Here is an 18669-nt window from a genome sequence, read left to right on the forward strand (position 1 = left end):
GGCCGGGATCTACGGCGCCCATGCCGGCAGCCTCGGCGTGCCGGTGGCGGTGGTCTCCGGCGACGACCGCTGCGTGGCAGAGCTGCGCGACCATTTCCCCCCGGCCGAATACGTCCAGGTCAAGCAGGGGCTGGGCAACCGCGCCGCCGGGTCGCTGCCGGTGCCCGCCGCCCATCTCCAGCTCCCGCGTGTAGGGGCCGTCGATGCGGAAGGGCGGGATGGTGCCGGCGCGGCGGACGGCGCGGGCCGCGCCTTCGCGCAGGGCGGCGCGGGCGGCGGGCACCGGCAGCGACCGGGCGGCGCGGTTGCCCAGCGCCTGCTTGACCTGGACGAATTCGGCCTGGGGGAAATGGTCGCGCAGCTCTGCCACGCAGCGGTCGTCGCCGGAGACCAGCGCCACCGGCACGCCGAGGCTGCCGGCATGGGCGCCGTAGATCCCGGCCTCGCCCAGCGGCCTGCCGTTCAGCCGCACCGCGCGGAAGGCGAAGCCGTTGGTGGTGTGGGCCAGCACGCCCTCCTCCGACGCCCGGGCGTGGAAGCCGAGGCAGAACACGGCGGCGTGGCCGGCATCGAGCCCACAGAACATGTTGAGCGGCTTGGGCTTGCCCTGGATCAGTTCCGCCGCCGGGTGCAGCAGGTCGGGCAGCAGGTTGGTCATCGGGCCGTGGGCGTCGTTGACCAGGATCTCGGTCGCCCCGCCCTCCAGCGCGCCGTCGATCGCGGCGTTGACCTCCTCGGTCATCAGCCGGCGGGCGCGTTCGTATTCGGCGTTGCCGGGCTGGCCCTGCAGCGGCGAGACCACGCCGGCCACGCCTTCGATGTCGGACGAGATGTAGATCTTCATCGTGCGCCTTCCTGCATCAGCCAGTCGGCCAGCGAGGGCCGGGAATGGCCAGCCCGGCCGATGGTGGCGCCGGCAGCGCACAGCGCGTTCAGCACCGCCTCCTGCGTCGCCTCGGCCGCAGCCTGGAACAGCCGGTCGATCCGGGCCTCGTTCAGCACCCGGATGCCGGTGAGATCCTGCTTCTGGTCGTGGTCCACCGGGTCGGCGGTGGTGAAGCCCAGTGCGATGTCGCCGCTGCCATGGCCCCAGAAGGCGCCCAGCCGAGCCAGGCCTGCCCCGCAGCGCCGGGTGACGCGCTGCAGCTGGCGGTGTTCCAGCGGCACGTCGGTGGCGAGGATTACGATCACCGAGCCCTTCTCGGCTGCCGGCTCTGTCGGCGGCGCCGGCCGGCGGCCATCGGGCAGCACCAGGTCGCCGGCGCGGCCGAAATTGGCCAGCACCAGCACGCCGAGATGGAAATGCTGGCGGTCCACCTTGATCCGGCGCGACGCGGTGCCGATGCCGCCCTTGAAGCCGAAGCTGCTCATCCCCGTGCCGGCGCCGACCGAGCCCTGGCCGACCCGTCCGTCCGTCGCGGCCTCGATCGCTTCGAAGGCATCGAGCTCGGTCACCGCCATCGCCTGGATGTCCGAGAGGAAGCCGTCATTGCATTCCAGCACCACCGGATTGACCGTCGCGGTCTCGCGCCCGATGTCGGGGTTGGCCGCGATCGCGGCGCGGACCAGCGCGTTGGCGCAGGTGCCGACGGCGAAGGTGTTGGTCAGCAGGATCGGCGTCTCCACCGTCCCCAGCTCTGCCACCTGCATCAGGCCGGTGCTCTTGCCGAAGCCGTTGATGATCTCGACCGCGGCGCGGGGCTTGCTGCGATAGAGGTTGCCGGTGTGCGGCAGGATGGCGGTGACGCCGGTCAGCACCGCGCCGGTGTGCAGGGTCAGGTGGCCGACCTCCAGCCCAGGCACATCGGTGATGGCGTTCAGCTCCCCGGTCGGCAATGTGCCGCAGACCAGGCCGAAGTCACGGGCAGGGCGGGTCATCCTGGGATCCATCGGCGGCGGCGGGTCCCGCTTCTGTCCCACCTGCCCGGCGGGCTGTAAAGCCGCTTCGGCGCAGGGCGGTCAGGCGGCGTAGGTGCGGTCCACCAGCGGGGTCGCGGCGATGCGTTCGCGCAGCAGCGCCAGCAGCCCGCGTTCGGCCCGGTTCAGCGCCGCCGAGGGGTTGGTGACGAGATGCACGTCGACCGCCGGCGGGTCGTCATGCGGCGGCAGGCGCCACAGCAGCCCGTCGGCCACGTCGCGGCGGGCGACATGCAGCGGCAGCGAGCCGATGCCGAGCCCGGCGACGATCATCCGCCGCACCTCCTCCAGGCTCGACGACATGCCGACGATCTCCTCGTCCAGCTGGGCCTGGGCGCGCAGCACCGCGACGCCGCGCAGCACGTCGGAGGGGTGGTCGGTCTGGAACGACACCGAGGTCTCGCCGGCCAGGTCCGCCAGGGTCAGGTCCGGCCGCCCGAACAGCCGGTGCCGCGGCCCGCAGAAGAAGCCGAAGAATTCCCGGTACATCACCTGCTGGTCGAGCCGCGGCTGCGGCCGGTGCATCAGGCACAGGCCGAAGGAGGCGCGGCGCTGCAGCAGCGCCGTCGCCACCTCGCGGCTGGAAGAGACGGCGATGCGGAAGGTCACCTTGGGGTGGCGCTGGTGGAAATCCGCCAGCACGTCGTCGAACAGCGGCGACACGACATGGCTGGCCACGGCGATGGTGACATGGCCGGCAATCTCGTCCGCCGCGTCGCGCAGCAGGGTCGGCAGCCGCGAGACGGTGCCGAAGAGGCCGACGCATTCCTCATACAGCAGCTGGCCGAGCCGGGTCGGCCGGAACGGGTTGGGCCGGCGTTCGATCACCTTGCGGCCCAGCCGATCCTCCAGCCGCCGCAGCGCGTTGCTGACGCTGGGCTGCTTCAGCCCCAGCCGGTCGGCGGCGGCGGTGATGCCGCCCTCCTCCACGATCACCATGAAGGTGCGCAGCAGGTTCCAGTCCAGCTCCCACACCCAGCGGTCGACCGACGGTCTCGGCATTCTTCAGATCTATGATCGTAATTCCCACTATCTATTTGCAGAATATCCGGGCCGAGACAAGACTCCTGCCCGAACGGATCCGCGGCCGGTTGGGCCAGACGGAACCGAGGGGCTTCAGGCAGGAGAGGGCACAGATCATGAGGAATTTTCTCGCCGGGATTCTGGCTGCGGGCGTGCTCGCCCTGGCCGCGCTGGCGCCGGCCGCGGCGCAGGCCGACGACCTCGCCACGATCAAGGAAGCGGGCAAGATCCGCATCGCCATGTCGGGCGCCTACCCGCCGTTCAACTTCGTCAACGAGCAGAACCAGGTGGTCGGCTTCGACGCCGCGATCGGCGCGGAGATCGCCAAGCGCCTCGGCGTGCAGAGCGAGATCGTCACCACCGCCTTCGACGGCATCATCGCCGGGTTGCTGGCCGGCAAGTTCGACACCGTGGTCGGCAGCGTGACCATCACCGACAAGCGCAAGGAAGTGGTCGATTTCGTCGGCCCCTACTACCACGCCGGCCGCGGCGTCTTCGTGCTCGACGGCTCCGCCGTGCAGTCGCTGGACGACCTGAAGGGCAAGACCATCGGCGTCACCCTGGGCGAGACCCACGAGAAATGGGCCCGGGCGCAGGAGGACTGGTCGATCCGCACCTACAAGGGCCTGCCCGAGCTGATGCTGGAGCTGAAGGCCGGCCGGGTCGACGCCATCGTCAACGACAATATCCCGGTGCGCGTCGCCATCGAGAAGGATGGCGAGAAGATCCGCCAGCTGAGCACGCCCGACATCGAGGGCGGCGCGGTCGCCATCGGCATCGCCATCCGCAAGGGCAACCCGGAGCTGCAGGCGGCGATGCAGAAGGCGCTGGACGACATGATGGCGGACGGCACCTACGCCAAGATCTCGCTGCAATGGATCGGCACCGATATCCGCTGACCCTGGCGCGATGAGAGCGGGAGGGCCCTCATGGATTTCGGCCTGATCGTCCGGGTCTTCCCCTTCTTCCTGGAGGCGGCCTGGGTCACGGTGCAGATCTCGGTGCTGTCGCTGCTGCTGGGCCTGGCGATGGCCGGGCTGGCGGCGGCGGCGCGGCTGTCGCGGTCCTGGCCGCTGCGGGCCATCGGCACCGCCTATGTCAGCCTGTTCCGCGGCACGCCCTGCCTGATCCAGCTGTTCATCCTGTACTTCGGCGGGCCGCAGATCGGCATCAACCTCGACCCGTTCGCGGCCGGGGTGATTGGGCTGGGGCTGAACATCGGCGCCTACATGACCGAATCGATCCGCGGCGCCATGCTGGCGGTGGAGCGCGGCCAGGCGGAGGCCGCGCGCTGCCTCGGCCTGTCGCGCCGGCAGGCCACGCTCTCCGTCGTGCTGCCGCAGGCGGCGCGGCTGATGATCCGGCCGCTGGGCGTCAATGCGGTCGGGCTGGTCAAGGGCTCGGCCCTGGTCTCCGCCATCTCGGTGGTCGAGCTGACCTACACCGCCCAGCGCTACATCGGGTCGACCTACAAGCCGTTCGAGATGTTCGCGATCGCGGCGGTGCTCTACATCGTCATCATCACCGCCATGGTCCGGCTGGTCGACCTGCTCGACCGCAAATTCGCGATCGAATGAGGGCGGAGATCTGAGATGCAGGGCCTCGATTTCAGCGTCGTCCCCGACTATGCCGAAATGCTGTGGCAAGGCGCGCTGTGGACGGTCGCGCTGACCGTCGCCGCCGGGATCCTCAGCTTCCTCTGCGGCATCGGCTTCGCCGTGGCCGTGCTGCGCGGCCGCTGGTTCGTGCAAATCCCCGTGCGCTTCGTCGTCTGGCTGTTCATGGGGACGCCGCTGCTGCTGCAGCTGTTCCTGATCTATTTCGGGCTGGTGCAGGTCGGCATCGACATCCCGGCCTTCGCCGCCGGCGTGATCGGCCTGGGCCTGCACTTCGCCGTCTACAACGCCGACGTGATCCGCGCCGGCATCGTCGCGGTCGATCGCGGCCAGGATGACGGCGCCCGCAGCCTGGGCTTCAGCCGGGCCCAGACCTTCCGCTGGGTGATCCTGCCCCAGGCGCTGCGCGCGGTGGCGCCGCCTTTGGGCAACAACATGATCGCGCTGCTGAAGGACTCCGCCATCGTCTCGGTGATCGGCGTCGCCGAGCTGGTCCATGCCGCGCAATACGCGATCAGCGACAGCTTCCGGCCGTTCGAGTTCTACATCACGGCCGCCGCCATTTATTACGGGCTCAACACCATCCTGGAATGGGGTCTGCGCCTGGTCGAACGCAAGGTCGAGGCCACGCGATGACGGACACCGGAACCAGCCGCCCGATGATCCGGGTCACCAACGCGCACAAGCGCTACGGCGCGGTGGAGGTGCTGAAGGGCATCGATTTGTCGGTCGAGACTGGCCAGATCGTCGCCGTCATCGGCCCGAGCGGGTCGGGCAAGAGCACGCTGCTGCGGTCGATCAACCACCTGGAAACGCTGGATGAGGGCGAGGTCTGGCTGGACGGCACCCAGGTCAACGCGCCGTTGTCCGGCCACGCCTTCGAACGCCACATCAACGCCGTGCGCCAGCGGATGGGCATGGTGTTCCAGCACTTCAACCTGTTCCCGCACCTGACGGTGCTGGAGAACATCACCCTGGCGCCGATGAAGCTGCGCGGCCTGGGCCGGGCCGCGGCCCGCAGCCTGGCCGAGGCGCAGCTGGCCAAGGTCGGGCTGCTGCCGCAGATCGACGCCTATCCCTCGCGCCTGTCCGGCGGCCAGAAGCAGCGCGTCGCCATCGCCCGGGCATTGGCGATGGAGCCCAAGGTGATGCTGTTCGACGAGGCGACATCCGCCCTGGACCCCGAGTTGGTGGACGAGGTCAACCTGGTGATGAAGCGGCTGGCGGAGGAGCACATGACCATGATCATCGTGACCCATGAGATGCGCTTCGCCGGCGACGTCGCCGACCGCATCGTGCTGATGGACCAGGGCGTGGTGGTCGAGGACGGGCCGCCGGCCGAGATGTTCCGCGCGCCGAAGCACGAGCGCACCCGCGCCTTCCTGCGCAAGTACCTGGGGGCATGACGGCGATGGCAACGGAGGTCTTCCCCGATTTCGGCCTGACGCCCGAGCAGCGGCGCGAGGCGGTGCTGGGCCATTACTACGAACAGCCCGGCATGGATGGCGCGGCCGGCGAGATCTGGGCCTACACCGATCGCCTGTCCTACGCCGCCGGCGACACGGTCACGCTGATGGTCAGCAGCACCGTGCCGCGCTATCGGCTGGAGGTGGCGCGCGACGGCGCCCGGGTCGAGACGGTGCTGGTGCAGGACGGCCTGGCCGCGCGCTGGCAGGACACGCCGGACCAGTGCTCGGTGACGGGCTGCTTCTGGCAGGCCAGCCACAGCTTCCCGATCCCGGCGGACTGGCCGTCCGGGGCCTATCGCATCACCCTGCTTGCCGACGGGCCGCGCGGCCCGATCCACGGCCATCACCTGTTCATCCTGCGGCCCCAGGCCGGGCGCCGGCCGGGGCGGATCCTGCAGATCGCCGCGACCGGCAGCTGGACCGCCTACAACACCTGGGGCGGGTCGAACCACTACCAGGGCATCACCGGACCCGGCCGCGACCAGTACGCGCCGGCGGTCAGCCTGGACCGGCCCTGGGCCCGCGGCTTCACGGTGCTGTCGCCGGAAGCGCCGCGGGTGCCGCTGCGGATCACCCTGCCGCTGGCGACGTCGCCGCGCTATCCGCATATGGAATGGGCCTTCGCCACCGGCCACAGCAAGAAATACGCCTCCTCCGGCTGGGCCAGCTACGACAGCCATTTCTTCCGCTGGGCCGAGGCCGCCGGCTATGCCGTCGACCTGGCCAGCCAGCATGAGCTGCATTTCGACCCGGCGATCCTGGACGGCTACGACTGCGTCGTCTGCGTCGGCCATGACGAATACTGGACCTGGGAGATGCGCGACGCGATCGACGGTTATGTCGACCGCGGCGGCCGCGCCGCCCGCTTCGCCGGCAACTTCATGTGGCAGACCCGGCTGGAGGAGAATGGCCGCCGGCAGGTCTGCTACAAATACCGCGCCCGGGCCGAGGACCCGCTGTACGGCACCGCCGGCCAGGCCCGCACCAGCACGTCGTGGGAGGCGCCGGAGGTCGGGCGCCCCGGCGCGCAGACCTTCGGCCTGAACGCCACCCGCGGCCTGTATGCCGGCTGGGGCGGCTGCGCCCCGCGCGGCGCCCGCGGCTTCCCAATCTACCGGCCGGAGCACTGGGCCTTCGCCGGCACCGGCCTGTATTACGGCGACGTGCTGGGCGCCGACGCCCAGATCTTCGGCTACGAGGTCGACGGCGTCGATTACGTCATCCGCAACGGCCTGCCCGAGGCGACCGGCGAGGGCGGCGCGCCCGAGGGGATGCAGATCCTGGCGCTGGGCCTGTCCTCACTGATCGAGGAAAACGCCGACGTCCCGGCCGGGGACCGCTATCTCGGCGACGCCGATGCCCGCTTCGCGGCGGAGACGCTGGTCGGCGCCACCGACGCCGCGGCGATCGACCGGGTCAAGCGCGGCTGCGGCATGATCGTCAATTTCCGGCGCGGCGCGGGCGAGGTGTTCCACGCCGGCAGCTGCGAATGGGTGGCAGGCCTGCTGCGGCAGGACCCGATGGTCGCCCGCGTCACCGCCAATGTGCTCGACCGCTACCTGCAACGCTGACACCCACGCTGACACCCCTGGCCGCCTTATCGGCCGCGCGGGGACCGAGGAGAATCCACCATGACCAGCGAGCACCGGGGGCTGGGGTCGAACGGCGCCCCGTCCCACCTGTTCTACCAGACCCGCCAGCGCCGGCCGCTGGTCGACCGGGCCGAGGGCATCTACATCTGGGCGCAGGACGACCGCCGCTTCATCGACGGGTCCAGCGGCGCCATGGTCGTGAACATCGGCCATGGCAACCCGGTGGTGCTGGAGGCGATGCGCCGGCAGATGGAAAAGGCGACCTTCGCCTACCGCCTGCATTTCGAGAACGAGGCGTCGGAGGCGCTGGCGGCGAAGACGGTCGAATACACCTGGCCGGGCATGGACAAGGTGTTCTTCGTGTCGGGCGGGTCGGAGGCGGTGGAATCCTGCCTGAAGATGGCCCGGCAATACGCCGTCGCCATCGGCCAGGCCACGCGCACCAAGGTGATCTCGCGCTTCCCCGCCTATCACGGCAGCACGCTGGGGGCGCTGGCCGTCACCGGCTACACCGCCCTGTCGGCGCCGTTCGCGCCGATGATGCAGGAGATGCCGAAGATTCCGGCGCCGACCGCCTATCTCGACCGCGATGACCTGACCATGGAGCAGCGCGGCCTGCGCTACGCCGACATGCTGGAGGCCGAGATCCAGCGCCAGGGGCCGGACAGCGTGCTGGCCTTCATCATGGAGCCGGTGGGCGGCGCCTCGACCGGGGCGCTGGTGGCGCCGGACAGTTATTACGGCCGGGTGCGCGAGATCTGCGACCGGCACGGCGTGATCCTGATCTATGACGAGGTGATGAGCGGTGCCGGCCGCACCGGCAAGTTCCTGGCCGCCGACCATTGGCCGGCCAAGCCCGACCTGATCGCCCTGTCCAAGGGCTTCGGCTCCGGCTACGTGCCCCTCGGCGCCATGGTGGCGCCGGACCGGATGGTGCAGCCGGTGCTGTCGGCCGGCGGCTTCCTGCACGGCTATACCTATGCCGGCAACCCGCTGGCCTGCGCCGCCGGCCTGGCCGTGCTGGGCGAAATCGAGCGGCTGGATCTGGTCGGCAATGCGGCGCGGATGGGCAACCTGCTGAAGGCCCGGCTGACCGGGCTGATGGACCGCTATCCCTTCATCGGCGATGTCCGCGGCAAGGGCCTGCTGCTGGCGGCGGAGCTGGTGGCCGACCGCGACACCATGCAGGTGCTGCCGAAGCATCTGAACGCCTATGACCGGGTGGTCGAGCTGGCCTATGCGCGCGGCCTCATCATCTATTCCCGCCGCACCCGCGGCGGCACCGAAGGCGACCATTTCCTGGTCTGCCCGCCGATGATCGTCACCCCGGCACAGATCGACGAGATCATGGCGATCCTGACCGACACGCTCGACGCCCTGGCGGCCGAGCTGAACCTGCCCGTCGCGGCGTGAGGACGACACGATGAGCCAGCGGAAGGTCATCATCACCTGCGCCGTCACCGGGTCGATCCACACCCCGTCGATGAGCCCGTACCTGCCCTGCACCCCGGACGAGATCGCGGCCGAGGCGATCGCGGCGGCGGAGGCCGGGGCGTCGATCCTGCATCTGCACGCCCGCGACCCCAAGGACGGGCGGCCGTCGCCCGACCCGGAGCTGTTCCTGCAGTTCCTGCCGCGGATCCGCCAGGCGACCGACGCGGTGATCAACATCACCACCGGCGGCAGCGCCGTGATGACCCTGGAGGACCGGCTGGCCGCCGCCTTCCGGGCCGAACCCGAGATGTGCTCGCTGAACATGGGGTCGATGAACTTCGGCACCTATCCCGCGCTCGACCGCATCCCGAGCTTCAAGCATGACTGGGAGCCGAAGCTGCTGGAGGCGTCGCGCGATGCGATCTTCCGCAACACCTTCAAGGACATCGAATTCATCCTGCAGCGCCTGGGCCGCGACCACGGCACCCGGTTCGAGTTCGAGTGCTACGATGTCGGGCACCTCTACACCCTGGCCCATTTCCGCGACCGCGGGCTGGTCGAAGGGCCGCTGTTTGTCCAGTTCGTGCTCGGCGTTCTCGGCGGCATCGGGCCGGATCCGGAAAACCTGATCCACATGAAGACCACGGCGGACCGGCTGTTCGGCGCCGATTACCACTTCTCCGTGCTCGGCGCCGGCCGGCACCAGATGCCGCTGGTGACGATGTCGGCGATCCTGGGCGGCAATGTCCGGGTCGGGCTGGAGGACAGCCTGTATCTCGGCCGCGGCGAGTTGGCGAAGTCGAACGCCGACCAGGTCCGCCGCATCCGCACCATCCTGGAGGCGCTGTCGCTGGAGGTGGCGACGCCGGCCGAGGCCCGGCACATGCTGGCGCTGAAGGGCGGCGACCGGGTGGCGTTCTGACGATGACTGATATGGCCATCATCCGCCCTGCGACAGCGTCGGATGCCGAGGCGATCCACGCCATGCTGCGCGCCCTGGCTCATGGGCTGGGCTTCGAGGACAAGTTGCACAGCACGCCGGATGATCTGCGCCGGCATGGCTTCGGTGCCGCCCCGGCCTTTCGCGGGCTGGTGGCCGAGCGCGCGGGCGGGCCGGTCGGGGTCTGCCTGTGGTTCCCCGCCTTCTCGACCTTCCGTGGTGAGCCCGGCATCTATGTCCAGGATCTCTACGTCGCGCCGTCGGAGCGCGGCACCGGGCTGGGCCGCCGCCTGCTAGCCGCGGCAGCGGCGGATGGGCGGGCGCAGGGCGCGACCCACCTGCGCCTGTCGGTCGAATCAGGCAATGACGGCGCCCAGCGCTTCTACGCCGCTTCGGGGTTGCGGTGGCAGGATACGGAGCGGATCTTCCTGGCCGACGGCCGGGCGTTCGACACCCTGGCGGACGGGATCGAGGAGACGGACGAATGACGATCGATGACGCGCTGCTGGGCCAGATCCGCGCCGCGGTGGCCGACCGGCGCGAGGACACCATCGCCTTTCTCAGCGACATCGTCGCCGAGGGCAGCCTGCTGGGGCAGGAGAAGGGTGCCCAGGACCGGATCGAGAAAGAGTTCCGGTCGCTGGACCTGGCGATCGACCGGTTCGAGCCGGACCTGGAGGAGATCCGCACCCTGCCCGGCTTCTCGCCGACCGTGCTCGACTCCTATGCCGGGCGTGAGAATGTCGTCGGCATCCACACGCCGCGCGAGCCCAGGGGCCGGTCGCTGATCCTGAACGGCCATATCGACGTGGTGCCGACCGGGCCGGAGAGCCTGTGGACCACCCCGCCGTTCCAGCCGACGATCCGCGACGGCCGGGTCTATGGCCGCGGCGCCGGCGACATGAAATCCGGCATCGCCGCCTATTGCACGGCCATCCACGCGCTGCGGGCGCTGGGGCTGCAGCCGGCGGCGTCGGTGTTCCTGCAATCGGTGATCGAGGAGGAGTGCACCGGCAACGGCGCCCTGTCCTGCCTGGCCCGCGGCTACAAGGCCGATGCCGCGGTGATCCCGGAGCCGTTCAACCAGAGCCTGATGATCGGCCAGCTCGGCGTGATGTGGCTGACCGTGCGGATCACCGGCAAGCCGGCGCATGTGCTGGACACCTCCGCCGGCATCAACGCGATCGAGGCGGCCTATTCGCTGTTCGACGCCCTGCGCGGGCTGGAGGCGGAGTGGAACGAGCCGGCGCATCGCCACGCGCTGTACCGCGACCATGCCCACCCCGTGAACTTCAACCTCGGCAGGATCGAGGGCGGCGACTGGACCTCGAGCGTGCCCTGCACCGCCGCGGTCGACATCCGGGTCGGCTTCTATCCCGGCATGACCCTGTCGGCGGTGAAGGCGGCGCTGGAAGGCCGGATCGACGAGGCGGTGCGCACCCGGCGCGAATTGAAGGGCGCGCGGGTGGCGATCGAATACCGCGGCTTCCAGGCCGAAGGCTGCGTCATGGCGACGGACACGCCCTTGATGACCACGCTGTCGGCGGCGCATCAGCGCATCGCCGGTGCGCCGATCGAGACCATGGCGTCGACCGCCACCACCGATGCCCGGTTCTTCGAGCTGTACGGCAAGGTGCCGGCGACCTGCTACGGCGCCATCGGCGGCGGCTATCACGGCATCGACGAATGGGTATCGATCGACAGCATGATGCAGGTGGCCGAAGTGCTGGCCCTGTTCGTCGCCGAATGGTGCGGGCTGGAGGAGCGGCCCTGAGACCGCTCGATCCTGCACCTGTCGCGGCCGCCTGATGGCGGTTTCTGCGCTTCCGGTGCTCACGGACCAAACGTCCGCTGCGCGCCGGTTCTCGAAACCACCACCATTCGACTCACGCCAGGCACAGTCTCGAACGGTCTCTGATCGGCGTCACCGGCGAAGTCGCCGCCAAAAACATCAGACCTGAGCAAAAGCCATATCGACAAACCGGCTGGCGGCTGGTCGAGTGCGGGATCGCACCCGGCCGGCGGCCCGCCGGGGCGATGGGGACCGGGGCCGCGGGATCAGCATCGCCGTGACCGTCGAACGCCTTTCCGAGCTCTCCGCCGCCGCCATCGGCCGGCTCTATCTCGCCGGCGAGGTCGACCCTGTCGCCGCGACCGACTTCTTCCTCGACCGCATCCGCAGCTGCCCCGACCAGGCGATCTTCCTGACCCTGACCGCGGATCGCGCCCGGGCCGAGGCGGCGGCGAGCGCGCAGCGCTATCGCGCCGGCCGGCCGCTGGGCCCGCTGGACGGCGTGCCGATCGCCTGGAAGGACCTGGTCGATTTGGCCGGCACCACCACCACCGCCGGGGCCGAGGTGCTGCGCCACGCGCCGCCGGCCAAGGCCGACGCGCCGATCGCGCACAGCCTGGCCCAGGCCGGCATGGTCAGCCTGGGCAAGGTTAATCTCAGCGAATTCGCCTATTCCGGCCTGGGGCTGAACCCGCATTACGGCACACCGGTCAATCCGTTCGACGCGGCGACGCCGCGGGCGCCGGGCGGGTCGTCCTCCGGCTCCGCTGTCGCCGTGGCCCGTGGCCTGGCGCCCTGTGCCATCGGCACAGACACCGGCGGCTCCGTCCGCATCCCCGCCGCCTTCAACGGCCTGGTCGGGCTGAAGACCTCGGAAGGCCGGATCGACAAGACGGGCGTGTTCCCGCTGTCCCAGACCCTGGATTCGGTCGGGCCGCTGGCCCGGACGGTCGAGGACTGCATCCTGCTCGACGCCGCCCTCCGCGGCGCGGTCGCCACCGACATTCGGCGCATCGACCTGTCCGCCCTGCGCATCCTGGTGCCGGAGAATGTCGTGTTCGACGAGGCCGAGGACGGCGTCGTCGCCAATTTCGAGCGCGCTTTGGCCACCCTGGCCGCCGGCGGCGCGCGGATCGAGCGTCGGCGGATCGCCATCCTGGACGAGGTGCAGTCGGTCGGCGCCGCGCATGGATCGCTGACCGCGGCCGAGGCCTATGCCCTGCACCGCGAGCTGATCGAAGGGCCGGATGCGGCGCGGGTCGATATCCGCGTCGTCTCGCGCATCACCAACGGCAAGCGCATGTCGGCGCAGGATCTGCTGGCGATCCAGTCGATGCGGCAGCGGCTGCGGCCGGCGATGGTGGCCGCACTGGACGGCGCCCTGCTGGCGATGCCGACCGTGGCCCATGCGGCGCCGGAGATCGCGGCGCTGGAGGCCGATGTCGACCTGTTCCACCGCACCAACCGGCGGACGCTGCGCAACACCATCCTCGGCAATGTCCTGGATTTGTGCGGCCTGGCGCTGCCGAGCGGCCTGGACGGGCGCGGCCTGCCGACCAGCCTGCTGCTGTCGGCGCCGGCCGGGGCCGAATCCCGGCTGCTGGCCGCGGGGCTGGCGGCCGAGGCCGCGGGCATCGACCAGCGCGTCTGACCGTCTTCAACCGCCGGCGGCGGCCGGCCCGGCAAGGAGAGCCCGATGGCAAAGGACATCCTGTGCGGCTTCGGCGTCGATGTCGACGCGGTGGCCGGCTGGCTCGGCTCCTATGGCGGCGAGGATTCGCCCGACGACATCTCGCGCGGCCTGTTCGCCGGCGAGGTCGGCAGCCCGCGCCTGCTGACTCTGTTCGAGCGCTTCGGCATCAAGACCACCTGGTTCATCCCCGGCCATTCGATCGAGACCTTCCCCGATCAGATGGGGGCGGTGGCCGCCGCCGGGCATGAGATCGGCATCCATGGCTACAGCCATGAGAACCCGATCGCCATGACCCCCGCGCAGGAGGAGGAGGTGCTCGACAAGTGCATCGAGCTGGTGACGCAGCTGTCCGGCCGCCGGCCGACCGGCTATGTCGCGCCGTGGTGGGAGTTCAGCCCGGTCAGCAACGAGCTGCTGCTGAAGAAGGGCATCAAGTACGACCACTCGCTGATGCACAAGGATTTCGAGCCCTATTACGTCCGGGTCGGCGACCGCTGGACCAAGATCGACTATGAGAAGAGGCCGGCCGACTGGATGGTGCCGCTGCAGCGCGGCGTCGAGACCGACCTGATCGAGATCCCGGCCAGCTGGTATCTCGACGACCTGCCGCCGATGATGTTCATCAAGAAGGCGCCGAACAGCCACGGCTTCGTCAACCCGCGGCAGATCGAGGAGATGTGGCGCGACCAGTTCGACTGGGTCTATCGCGAATACGACTATGCCGTGTTCCCGATCACGATCCACCCGGACGTCGCCGGCCGGCCCCAGGTGCTGCTGATGCTGGAGCGGCTGTTCGCCCATATGAGCAAGCACCCCGGCGTGCGCTTCGTCACCATGGACGAGATGGCCGACGATTTTGCGCGGCGGAACCCGCGGCAGAAATAGCAGGGAGGCGATCGCCATGTGCGGCGTCTGCGGCGTGCTGGGCGGCGAGGAGCATTGGACGGCGGAGTCGGGCCGGCCGGAGGTGTTCGGCGCCACCCGGACCCGGCGGGCCGAGCGCCTGCGCCGCGCCGCCGCGGCCAACCGCATCCTGGCCCTGTACCGGCTGCGGCTGGACGACTGGCAGGGCAGCGCCTTCGTGCTGAGCAGCGCCACCGGCAAGCATGAAATCGTCGACGCGCTGCCGGCGGTGTGGGAGGCGGCTTCCCGCATGCTGGGCCATCGGATCGACCCGCTGGACCCCGCCCTGCTGGATCGCATCGCGCCGGCGGGCGGGCGATGAGCGAGCCGATCCCGGTCCCCCCGATTCCTGTCCCCCCGATTCCTGTCAACGTGCTGACCGGCTTCCTGGGCAGCGGCAAGACCACGCTGCTGCGCCATATCCTGGATGACCCGGCCTTCGCCGGCTGTGCCGTGCTGATCAACGAATTCGGCGAGGTCGGGCTGGACCATCACCTGCTGCAGAGGGTGGACGAGGACGTCGTGCTGATGCAGAGCGGCTGCATCTGCTGCACCATCCGCGGCGACCTGGGCCGCGCCATCCGCAGCCTGTACGACCGGCGCGAGGCCGGGACCATCCCTGCCTTCGGCCGGCTGATCGTCGAGACCACCGGCCTGGCCGACCCGATCCCGGTGCTGGCGACGGTCATGAGCGAACCGGTGATCCGGCATCATTTCCGGCTGGGCAACGTGGTGACCACGGTCGATGCCGTGAACGGTGCCGTGCAGCTGGACCGGCAGCCGGAGGCGGCGAAGCAGGCGGCGGTGGCCGACCGCATCCTGCTGACCAAGACCGACCTGGCGGCGCCGGAGGCGGTGGCGGTGCTGGAGGCGCGGCTGACCGCCCTGAACCCGGCGGCGCCGCTGTGGCGGTCGGCCAACGCGCCGCCGGCAGCGGAGATCCTGATCGGCAGCGATGCCTTCGACCCGGCGACCAAGCCGGCCGAGATCCGCCGCTGGTTCGACCTGGCGCGCTGGACCGGCAGCGCCGCCTGGCACCGCCATGAGCACGACGTCAACCGCCACGACCGGACCATCACGGCCTTCGTGCTGGAGGTCGAGGATCGGGTCGACTGGACCGTGTTCGGCCTGTGGCTGACCCTGCTGCTGCACAGCCGCGGCGACGACGTGCTGCGGGTGAAGGGGCTGCTGAACGTCACCGGGGTCGACACCCCCGTGGTGGTCCAGGGGGTGCAGCACATCGTGCACGCGCCGACCCATCTCGACGCTTGGCCGGATGCGGACCGGCGCTCGCGGCTGGTGTTCATCACCCGCGGTATCGCAGGGGCCGAGATCGAACGATCCTTCACCGCCTTCCAGGCCGCCTTCGCCGAAGCACCGCCCGCCGCGCCACCGTTCGCAACCGCCGCGCCGCCCGAGATCCGGACCGTCGCCCCATAAGAAAGGCCCGGCCGGGCCCGCACCCGGCCGGGCCTTCCTCCCCTCCCCCGTCCCCCCGGACGGAGATCAGACCGAAGCGAAGCTGCGGTCGATGGTGCTGGCGACGTCGACCCGGTCGCGCAGGATGCCGAATTCCACCGTCAGGTCCGCCGCCCGCTGCAGCTCGGCGATCACCGCGTCGTCGAGCGGGATGAAGCTGGACTGCCCGGCCGCGATCGACCGCCGCAGCACCGGCTCCGGGATCTTCGAGAGGTCGGTGTAGATCCGGGCATAGTCGTCGACATGGTCGCGCACCCAGCGCTGGCCGGTGGCGAGCCGCCCGAGCAGGTCCTGCAACTGGGCGTGCTTGGCGGCGATGGCGTCGACATGGGCGGCGACGAAGGTGATGGTCGGGCTCAGGCCGCGGCCGTCGGACAGGATGCGGGCGCCGCGCTCCAGGATCTCCTGCGAGACATAGGGGTCCCACACCGCCCAGGCGTCGACCGCGCCGGCCGCCAGCGCCGACCGTGCCTCCGGCGGCGACAGCAGCACGATCTCGACCTCCGACGGGTCGATGCCGGCCTGCTTCAGCGTCGCCAGGATCAGGAACTGGCCCCAGCCGGCGCGGGTGCCGGCGATCCGCCGGCCCTTCAAGTCCTGCACCGACTGGATCGTCGACCCCGCCGGCACCAGGATCGCCTGGGTCCGCGGGTCGGTGCGATAGGCGCCGATGGCGCGCAGCGGCGCCCCGGCCGCGAACACGGTGAAGAAGGACAGGTCGCCCATCATGCCGACATCGAGCGCGCCGGCGTTCAGCGCCTCCAGCATCGGCTGCGCCGCCGGGAACTGGCTCCAGTCGATGGCATAGGGCACGCCCCGGGTCTGGCCCGATGCCTCCAGCACCGAGCGGTTGCCGGAATGCTGGTCGCCGATCCGCAGCGCGGCCTGCGCCGACCCTACGTCCGATTGCGCCCGGCCGGGGCGGGCCAGCAGCGCCAGCGGCAGGCCGAGGGCGAGGCGCGACAGGTCGCGGCGGCTGAAACCGGGTCCGCCCATCATGCCCGCCGCGCCAGGGGAACCACGGTCCGGCCCTCATTCGCCGCCAGATCCTTCACCGGCGGGATCAGCTCGCGCCCGTATTCGGCGATGTCGGGCAGCGGGTCCCAGCCGCGCAGGATGTAGCGGGACACGCCGATGTCGCGATAGCGCAGCATCGCCCGCGCCACCTGTTCCGGCGTGCCGACCAGCGCGGTCGAGTTGCCGCGGCCGCCCAGCACCTGTGCCATCGGCGTCCACAGCCGCTCGTCCAGCACCTCGCCGCGCCGGGCCAGGGCGACCAGCCGCTGGGCGTTGACGGCCTGGGACGAGGCGATCAGCGTCTTCTCCGCCGCACTCTGCTTGTACGCGGTTGCCCGCTCCAGCAGATGGTGCGCCTTCTCCCACGCCTCCTTCTCGGTGCGGCCGAGGATCGGGCGGTTCGACCAGCTGAAGCCGATCTCCCTGTTATGCCGCGCCGCCGAGGCGCGCACCCGGTCGATCAGCGCCTGCGCATCGGCCAGCGGCTCGCCGAAGAAGGCATAGACATCGGCATGCCGGCCGGCGACCTCGATCGCGACATCCGAGGCACCACCGAAGAAGATCGGCAGATGCGGCGACTGCGCCGGCGCCACATCCGACACCGCATTGTCGAAACGGTAGTGTTCGCCGTAATGGCTGACCGGCCCCCCTTGGCTGGTCCACACCTTGCGCAGGATCCCGACATACTCGTCGGTGCGGTGGTAGCGCGCGTCGTGGTCGGCGTAGTCGCCGTCGCGGCGCTTGTCCTCATCATCGCCGCCGGAGATGACATGCAGCGCCAGCCGGCCGCCGAGCAGCTGGTCCAGCGTCGCCAGCTTGCGCGCCGCCAGGGTGGGCGCCACGAAGCCGGGGCGGTGGGCCAGCAGCAGCTTGATCTGCGGCGCCGCGGCGCCGGCATGGGCCGCCACCAGGAAGCTGTCGGCCGCGTTGGTCCAGTAGCCGGCCAGGACACGGTCGAAGCCCGCCGCCTCATGCAGCCGGGTGATCCGGGAGATGAACTCCGGCTGCACCGCCGGGCCCGGGATCGTCTCCAGGTCCGAGGTCGGCCGGGCCCAGATCATGCCGATGATCTCGATGGTCATGGGGGAGGCCTTTCGTTGGCTTTGATAGAATGAAGGCCGATTTTCCTTATTTTCTGTCATGCCCGGACTTGATCCGGGCATCCAGAGGCTGTCGACATCCTCTGGATTGCCGGGTCAAGCCCGGCAATGACAAACAAGGAAGAACGGTCGTCCAACTCGGTTCTTAGTCCAACAAGTCGGGCTCGGCGGCCACGATCCAGTCCCACAGCGGCTTGAAGCTGAGGGCGCCGCCGGTCGGGCCGCCGACCCGGTCGTAGGTGAACTTCGCCGTCTCGTGGTCCAGCACGATCGGCTTGCCCGCGGCCTCGGCCAGCAGCTGGGTCTGGGCGGCGTTGTCCATCGCCAGGTACCACCAGGCCGCCGCCTCGACCGACGGGCCGGCGGTGAGGAAGCCGTGGCTCTGCAAGATCAGCGCCTTCTTGGTCCCCAGCGCCTTGACGATGCGGTCGCCCTCCTCCGCCTCCAGCACCACGCCGTGGAATTCGCCGTACAGCCCCTGGTCGCCATAGAAGCTGCAGGAATCCTGGGTGATCGGGTCGAGCGGCCGGCCCAGGGTCGACCACGCCTTGCCATAGGTCGAATGGGTGTGGGCGGCGGCGATCACGTCCGGCCGCGCCTTGTGGATGGCGGCGTGGATGACGAAGGCGGCCTCGTTGATCGGCTGGTCGCCCTCGACGATCTCGCCATGCTCGTTGACCAGCTGCAGGTCGGA

18 protein-coding genes and 2 pseudogenes are annotated in these 18669 nt (G+C 70.1%); 14 read left to right on the forward strand and 6 right to left on the reverse strand.

Going from position 1 to position 18669, the window contains the following annotated elements:
* Positions 1 to 49: 49 nt before the first annotated feature.
* Positions 50 to 115, forward strand: a pseudogene (locus tag AC3XYG_RS08660) (hypothetical protein); the annotation flags it as partial.
* Positions 116 to 232: 117 nt separating this feature from the next.
* Here the strand turns inward: AC3XYG_RS08660 and AC3XYG_RS08665 are convergent.
* From AC3XYG_RS08665 to AC3XYG_RS08675, 3 genes and pseudogenes are all read right to left on the reverse strand, one after another.
* Positions 233 to 844: pseudogene (locus AC3XYG_RS08665) on the reverse strand (M55 family metallopeptidase); the annotation flags it as partial.
* Positions 841 to 1878, reverse strand: coding sequence for a DmpA family aminopeptidase (locus AC3XYG_RS08670; RefSeq protein WP_489139416.1), 1038 nt, complete (start codon positions 1876 to 1878; stop codon positions 841 to 843). The pseudogene AC3XYG_RS08665 and the gene AC3XYG_RS08670, both read right to left, overlap by 4 nt.
* Before the next feature lie 81 nt (positions 1879 to 1959).
* Positions 1960 to 2919 carry a LysR family transcriptional regulator gene (locus tag AC3XYG_RS08675; RefSeq protein WP_489139417.1) on the reverse strand — a complete coding sequence of 320 codons (960 nt, stop codon included), beginning with the start codon at positions 2917 to 2919 and terminating at the stop codon, positions 1960 to 1962.
* 137 nt (positions 2920 to 3056) lie between these two features.
* Here AC3XYG_RS08675 and AC3XYG_RS08680 point away from each other — a divergent pair, with 137 nt between their 5' ends.
* The 13 genes from AC3XYG_RS08680 (at position 3057) to AC3XYG_RS08740 (ending at position 15819) form a co-directional block, all read left to right on the forward strand.
* Positions 3057 to 3839 carry an ABC transporter substrate-binding protein gene (locus tag AC3XYG_RS08680; protein ID WP_489139418.1) on the forward strand — a complete coding sequence of 261 codons (783 nt, stop codon included), beginning with the start codon at positions 3057 to 3059 and terminating at the stop codon, positions 3837 to 3839.
* A gap of 30 nt (positions 3840 to 3869) precedes the next feature.
* Complete coding sequence (locus tag AC3XYG_RS08685) at positions 3870 to 4517, forward strand: amino acid ABC transporter permease (RefSeq protein WP_489139419.1); 648 nt, start codon at positions 3870 to 3872, stop codon at positions 4515 to 4517.
* A gap of 15 nt (positions 4518 to 4532) precedes the next feature.
* Positions 4533 to 5192, forward strand: coding sequence for an amino acid ABC transporter permease (locus tag AC3XYG_RS08690; protein WP_489139420.1), 660 nt, complete (start codon positions 4533 to 4535; stop codon positions 5190 to 5192).
* Positions 5189 to 5962, forward strand: coding sequence for an amino acid ABC transporter ATP-binding protein (locus tag AC3XYG_RS08695; protein WP_489139421.1), 774 nt, complete (start codon positions 5189 to 5191; stop codon positions 5960 to 5962). Before AC3XYG_RS08690 ends, AC3XYG_RS08695 begins: the two co-directional genes overlap by 4 nt.
* A 5-nt stretch (positions 5963 to 5967) precedes the next feature.
* The gene (locus AC3XYG_RS08700) at positions 5968 to 7596 is read left to right on the forward strand and encodes a N,N-dimethylformamidase beta subunit family domain-containing protein (protein WP_489139422.1); all 1629 of its coding nucleotides are present in this window, start codon (positions 5968 to 5970) and stop codon (positions 7594 to 7596) included.
* 60 nt (positions 7597 to 7656) lie between these two features.
* Complete coding sequence (locus AC3XYG_RS08705) at positions 7657 to 9030, forward strand: aminotransferase family protein (protein ID WP_489139423.1); 1374 nt, start codon at positions 7657 to 7659, stop codon at positions 9028 to 9030.
* Positions 9031 to 9040: 10 nt separating this feature from the next.
* Positions 9041 to 9973 (forward strand): 3,5-dioxohexanoate:acetyl-CoA acetone transferase, encoded by a 933-nt coding sequence (gene kce / locus AC3XYG_RS08710; RefSeq protein WP_489139424.1) that lies wholly within the window; start codon positions 9041 to 9043, stop codon positions 9971 to 9973.
* 11 nt (positions 9974 to 9984) lie between these two features.
* Positions 9985 to 10479 carry a GNAT family N-acetyltransferase gene (locus AC3XYG_RS08715; RefSeq protein WP_489139425.1) on the forward strand — a complete coding sequence of 165 codons (495 nt, stop codon included), beginning with the start codon at positions 9985 to 9987 and terminating at the stop codon, positions 10477 to 10479.
* Positions 10476 to 11765, forward strand: coding sequence for a M20 family metallopeptidase (locus tag AC3XYG_RS08720; protein ID WP_489139426.1), 1290 nt, complete (start codon positions 10476 to 10478; stop codon positions 11763 to 11765). Before AC3XYG_RS08715 ends, AC3XYG_RS08720 begins: the two co-directional genes overlap by 4 nt.
* Positions 11766 to 12060: 295 nt before the next feature.
* Positions 12061 to 13434, forward strand: a complete 1374-nt coding sequence (locus AC3XYG_RS08725) for an amidase (protein WP_489139427.1) — start codon at positions 12061 to 12063, stop codon at positions 13432 to 13434.
* Between the two features lie 45 nt (positions 13435 to 13479).
* Positions 13480 to 14361, forward strand: coding sequence for a polysaccharide deacetylase family protein (locus tag AC3XYG_RS08730; protein ID WP_489139428.1), 882 nt, complete (start codon positions 13480 to 13482; stop codon positions 14359 to 14361).
* 16 nt (positions 14362 to 14377) lie between these two features.
* On the forward strand, positions 14378 to 14701 hold the full coding sequence (locus AC3XYG_RS08735; protein ID WP_489139429.1) for a hypothetical protein: 324 nt from the start codon (positions 14378 to 14380) through the stop codon (positions 14699 to 14701).
* A 50-nt stretch (positions 14702 to 14751) separates the two neighbouring features.
* On the forward strand, positions 14752 to 15819 hold the full coding sequence (locus AC3XYG_RS08740; RefSeq protein WP_489139430.1) for a CobW family GTP-binding protein: 1068 nt from the start codon (positions 14752 to 14754) through the stop codon (positions 15817 to 15819).
* Positions 15820 to 15885: 66 nt separating this feature from the next.
* Here the strand turns inward: AC3XYG_RS08740 and AC3XYG_RS08745 are convergent, their stop codons facing one another.
* The 3 genes from AC3XYG_RS08745 to AC3XYG_RS08755 form a co-directional block, all read right to left on the reverse strand.
* A complete protein-coding gene (locus AC3XYG_RS08745) occupies positions 15886 to 16857 on the reverse strand; it encodes an ABC transporter substrate-binding protein (RefSeq protein WP_489139431.1) in 972 nt (323 codons plus the stop codon).
* Positions 16854 to 17957, reverse strand: coding sequence for an LLM class flavin-dependent oxidoreductase (locus AC3XYG_RS08750; protein WP_489139432.1), 1104 nt, complete (start codon positions 17955 to 17957; stop codon positions 16854 to 16856). Before AC3XYG_RS08750 ends, AC3XYG_RS08745 begins: the two co-directional genes overlap by 4 nt.
* A gap of 163 nt (positions 17958 to 18120) precedes the next feature.
* Positions 18121 to 18669 (reverse strand): class II aldolase/adducin family protein (locus tag AC3XYG_RS08755; RefSeq protein WP_489139433.1); only part of this gene is annotated, 549 nt, incomplete at its 5' end.

The sequence above is a fragment of the Inquilinus sp. genome, from assembly GCF_057815775.1.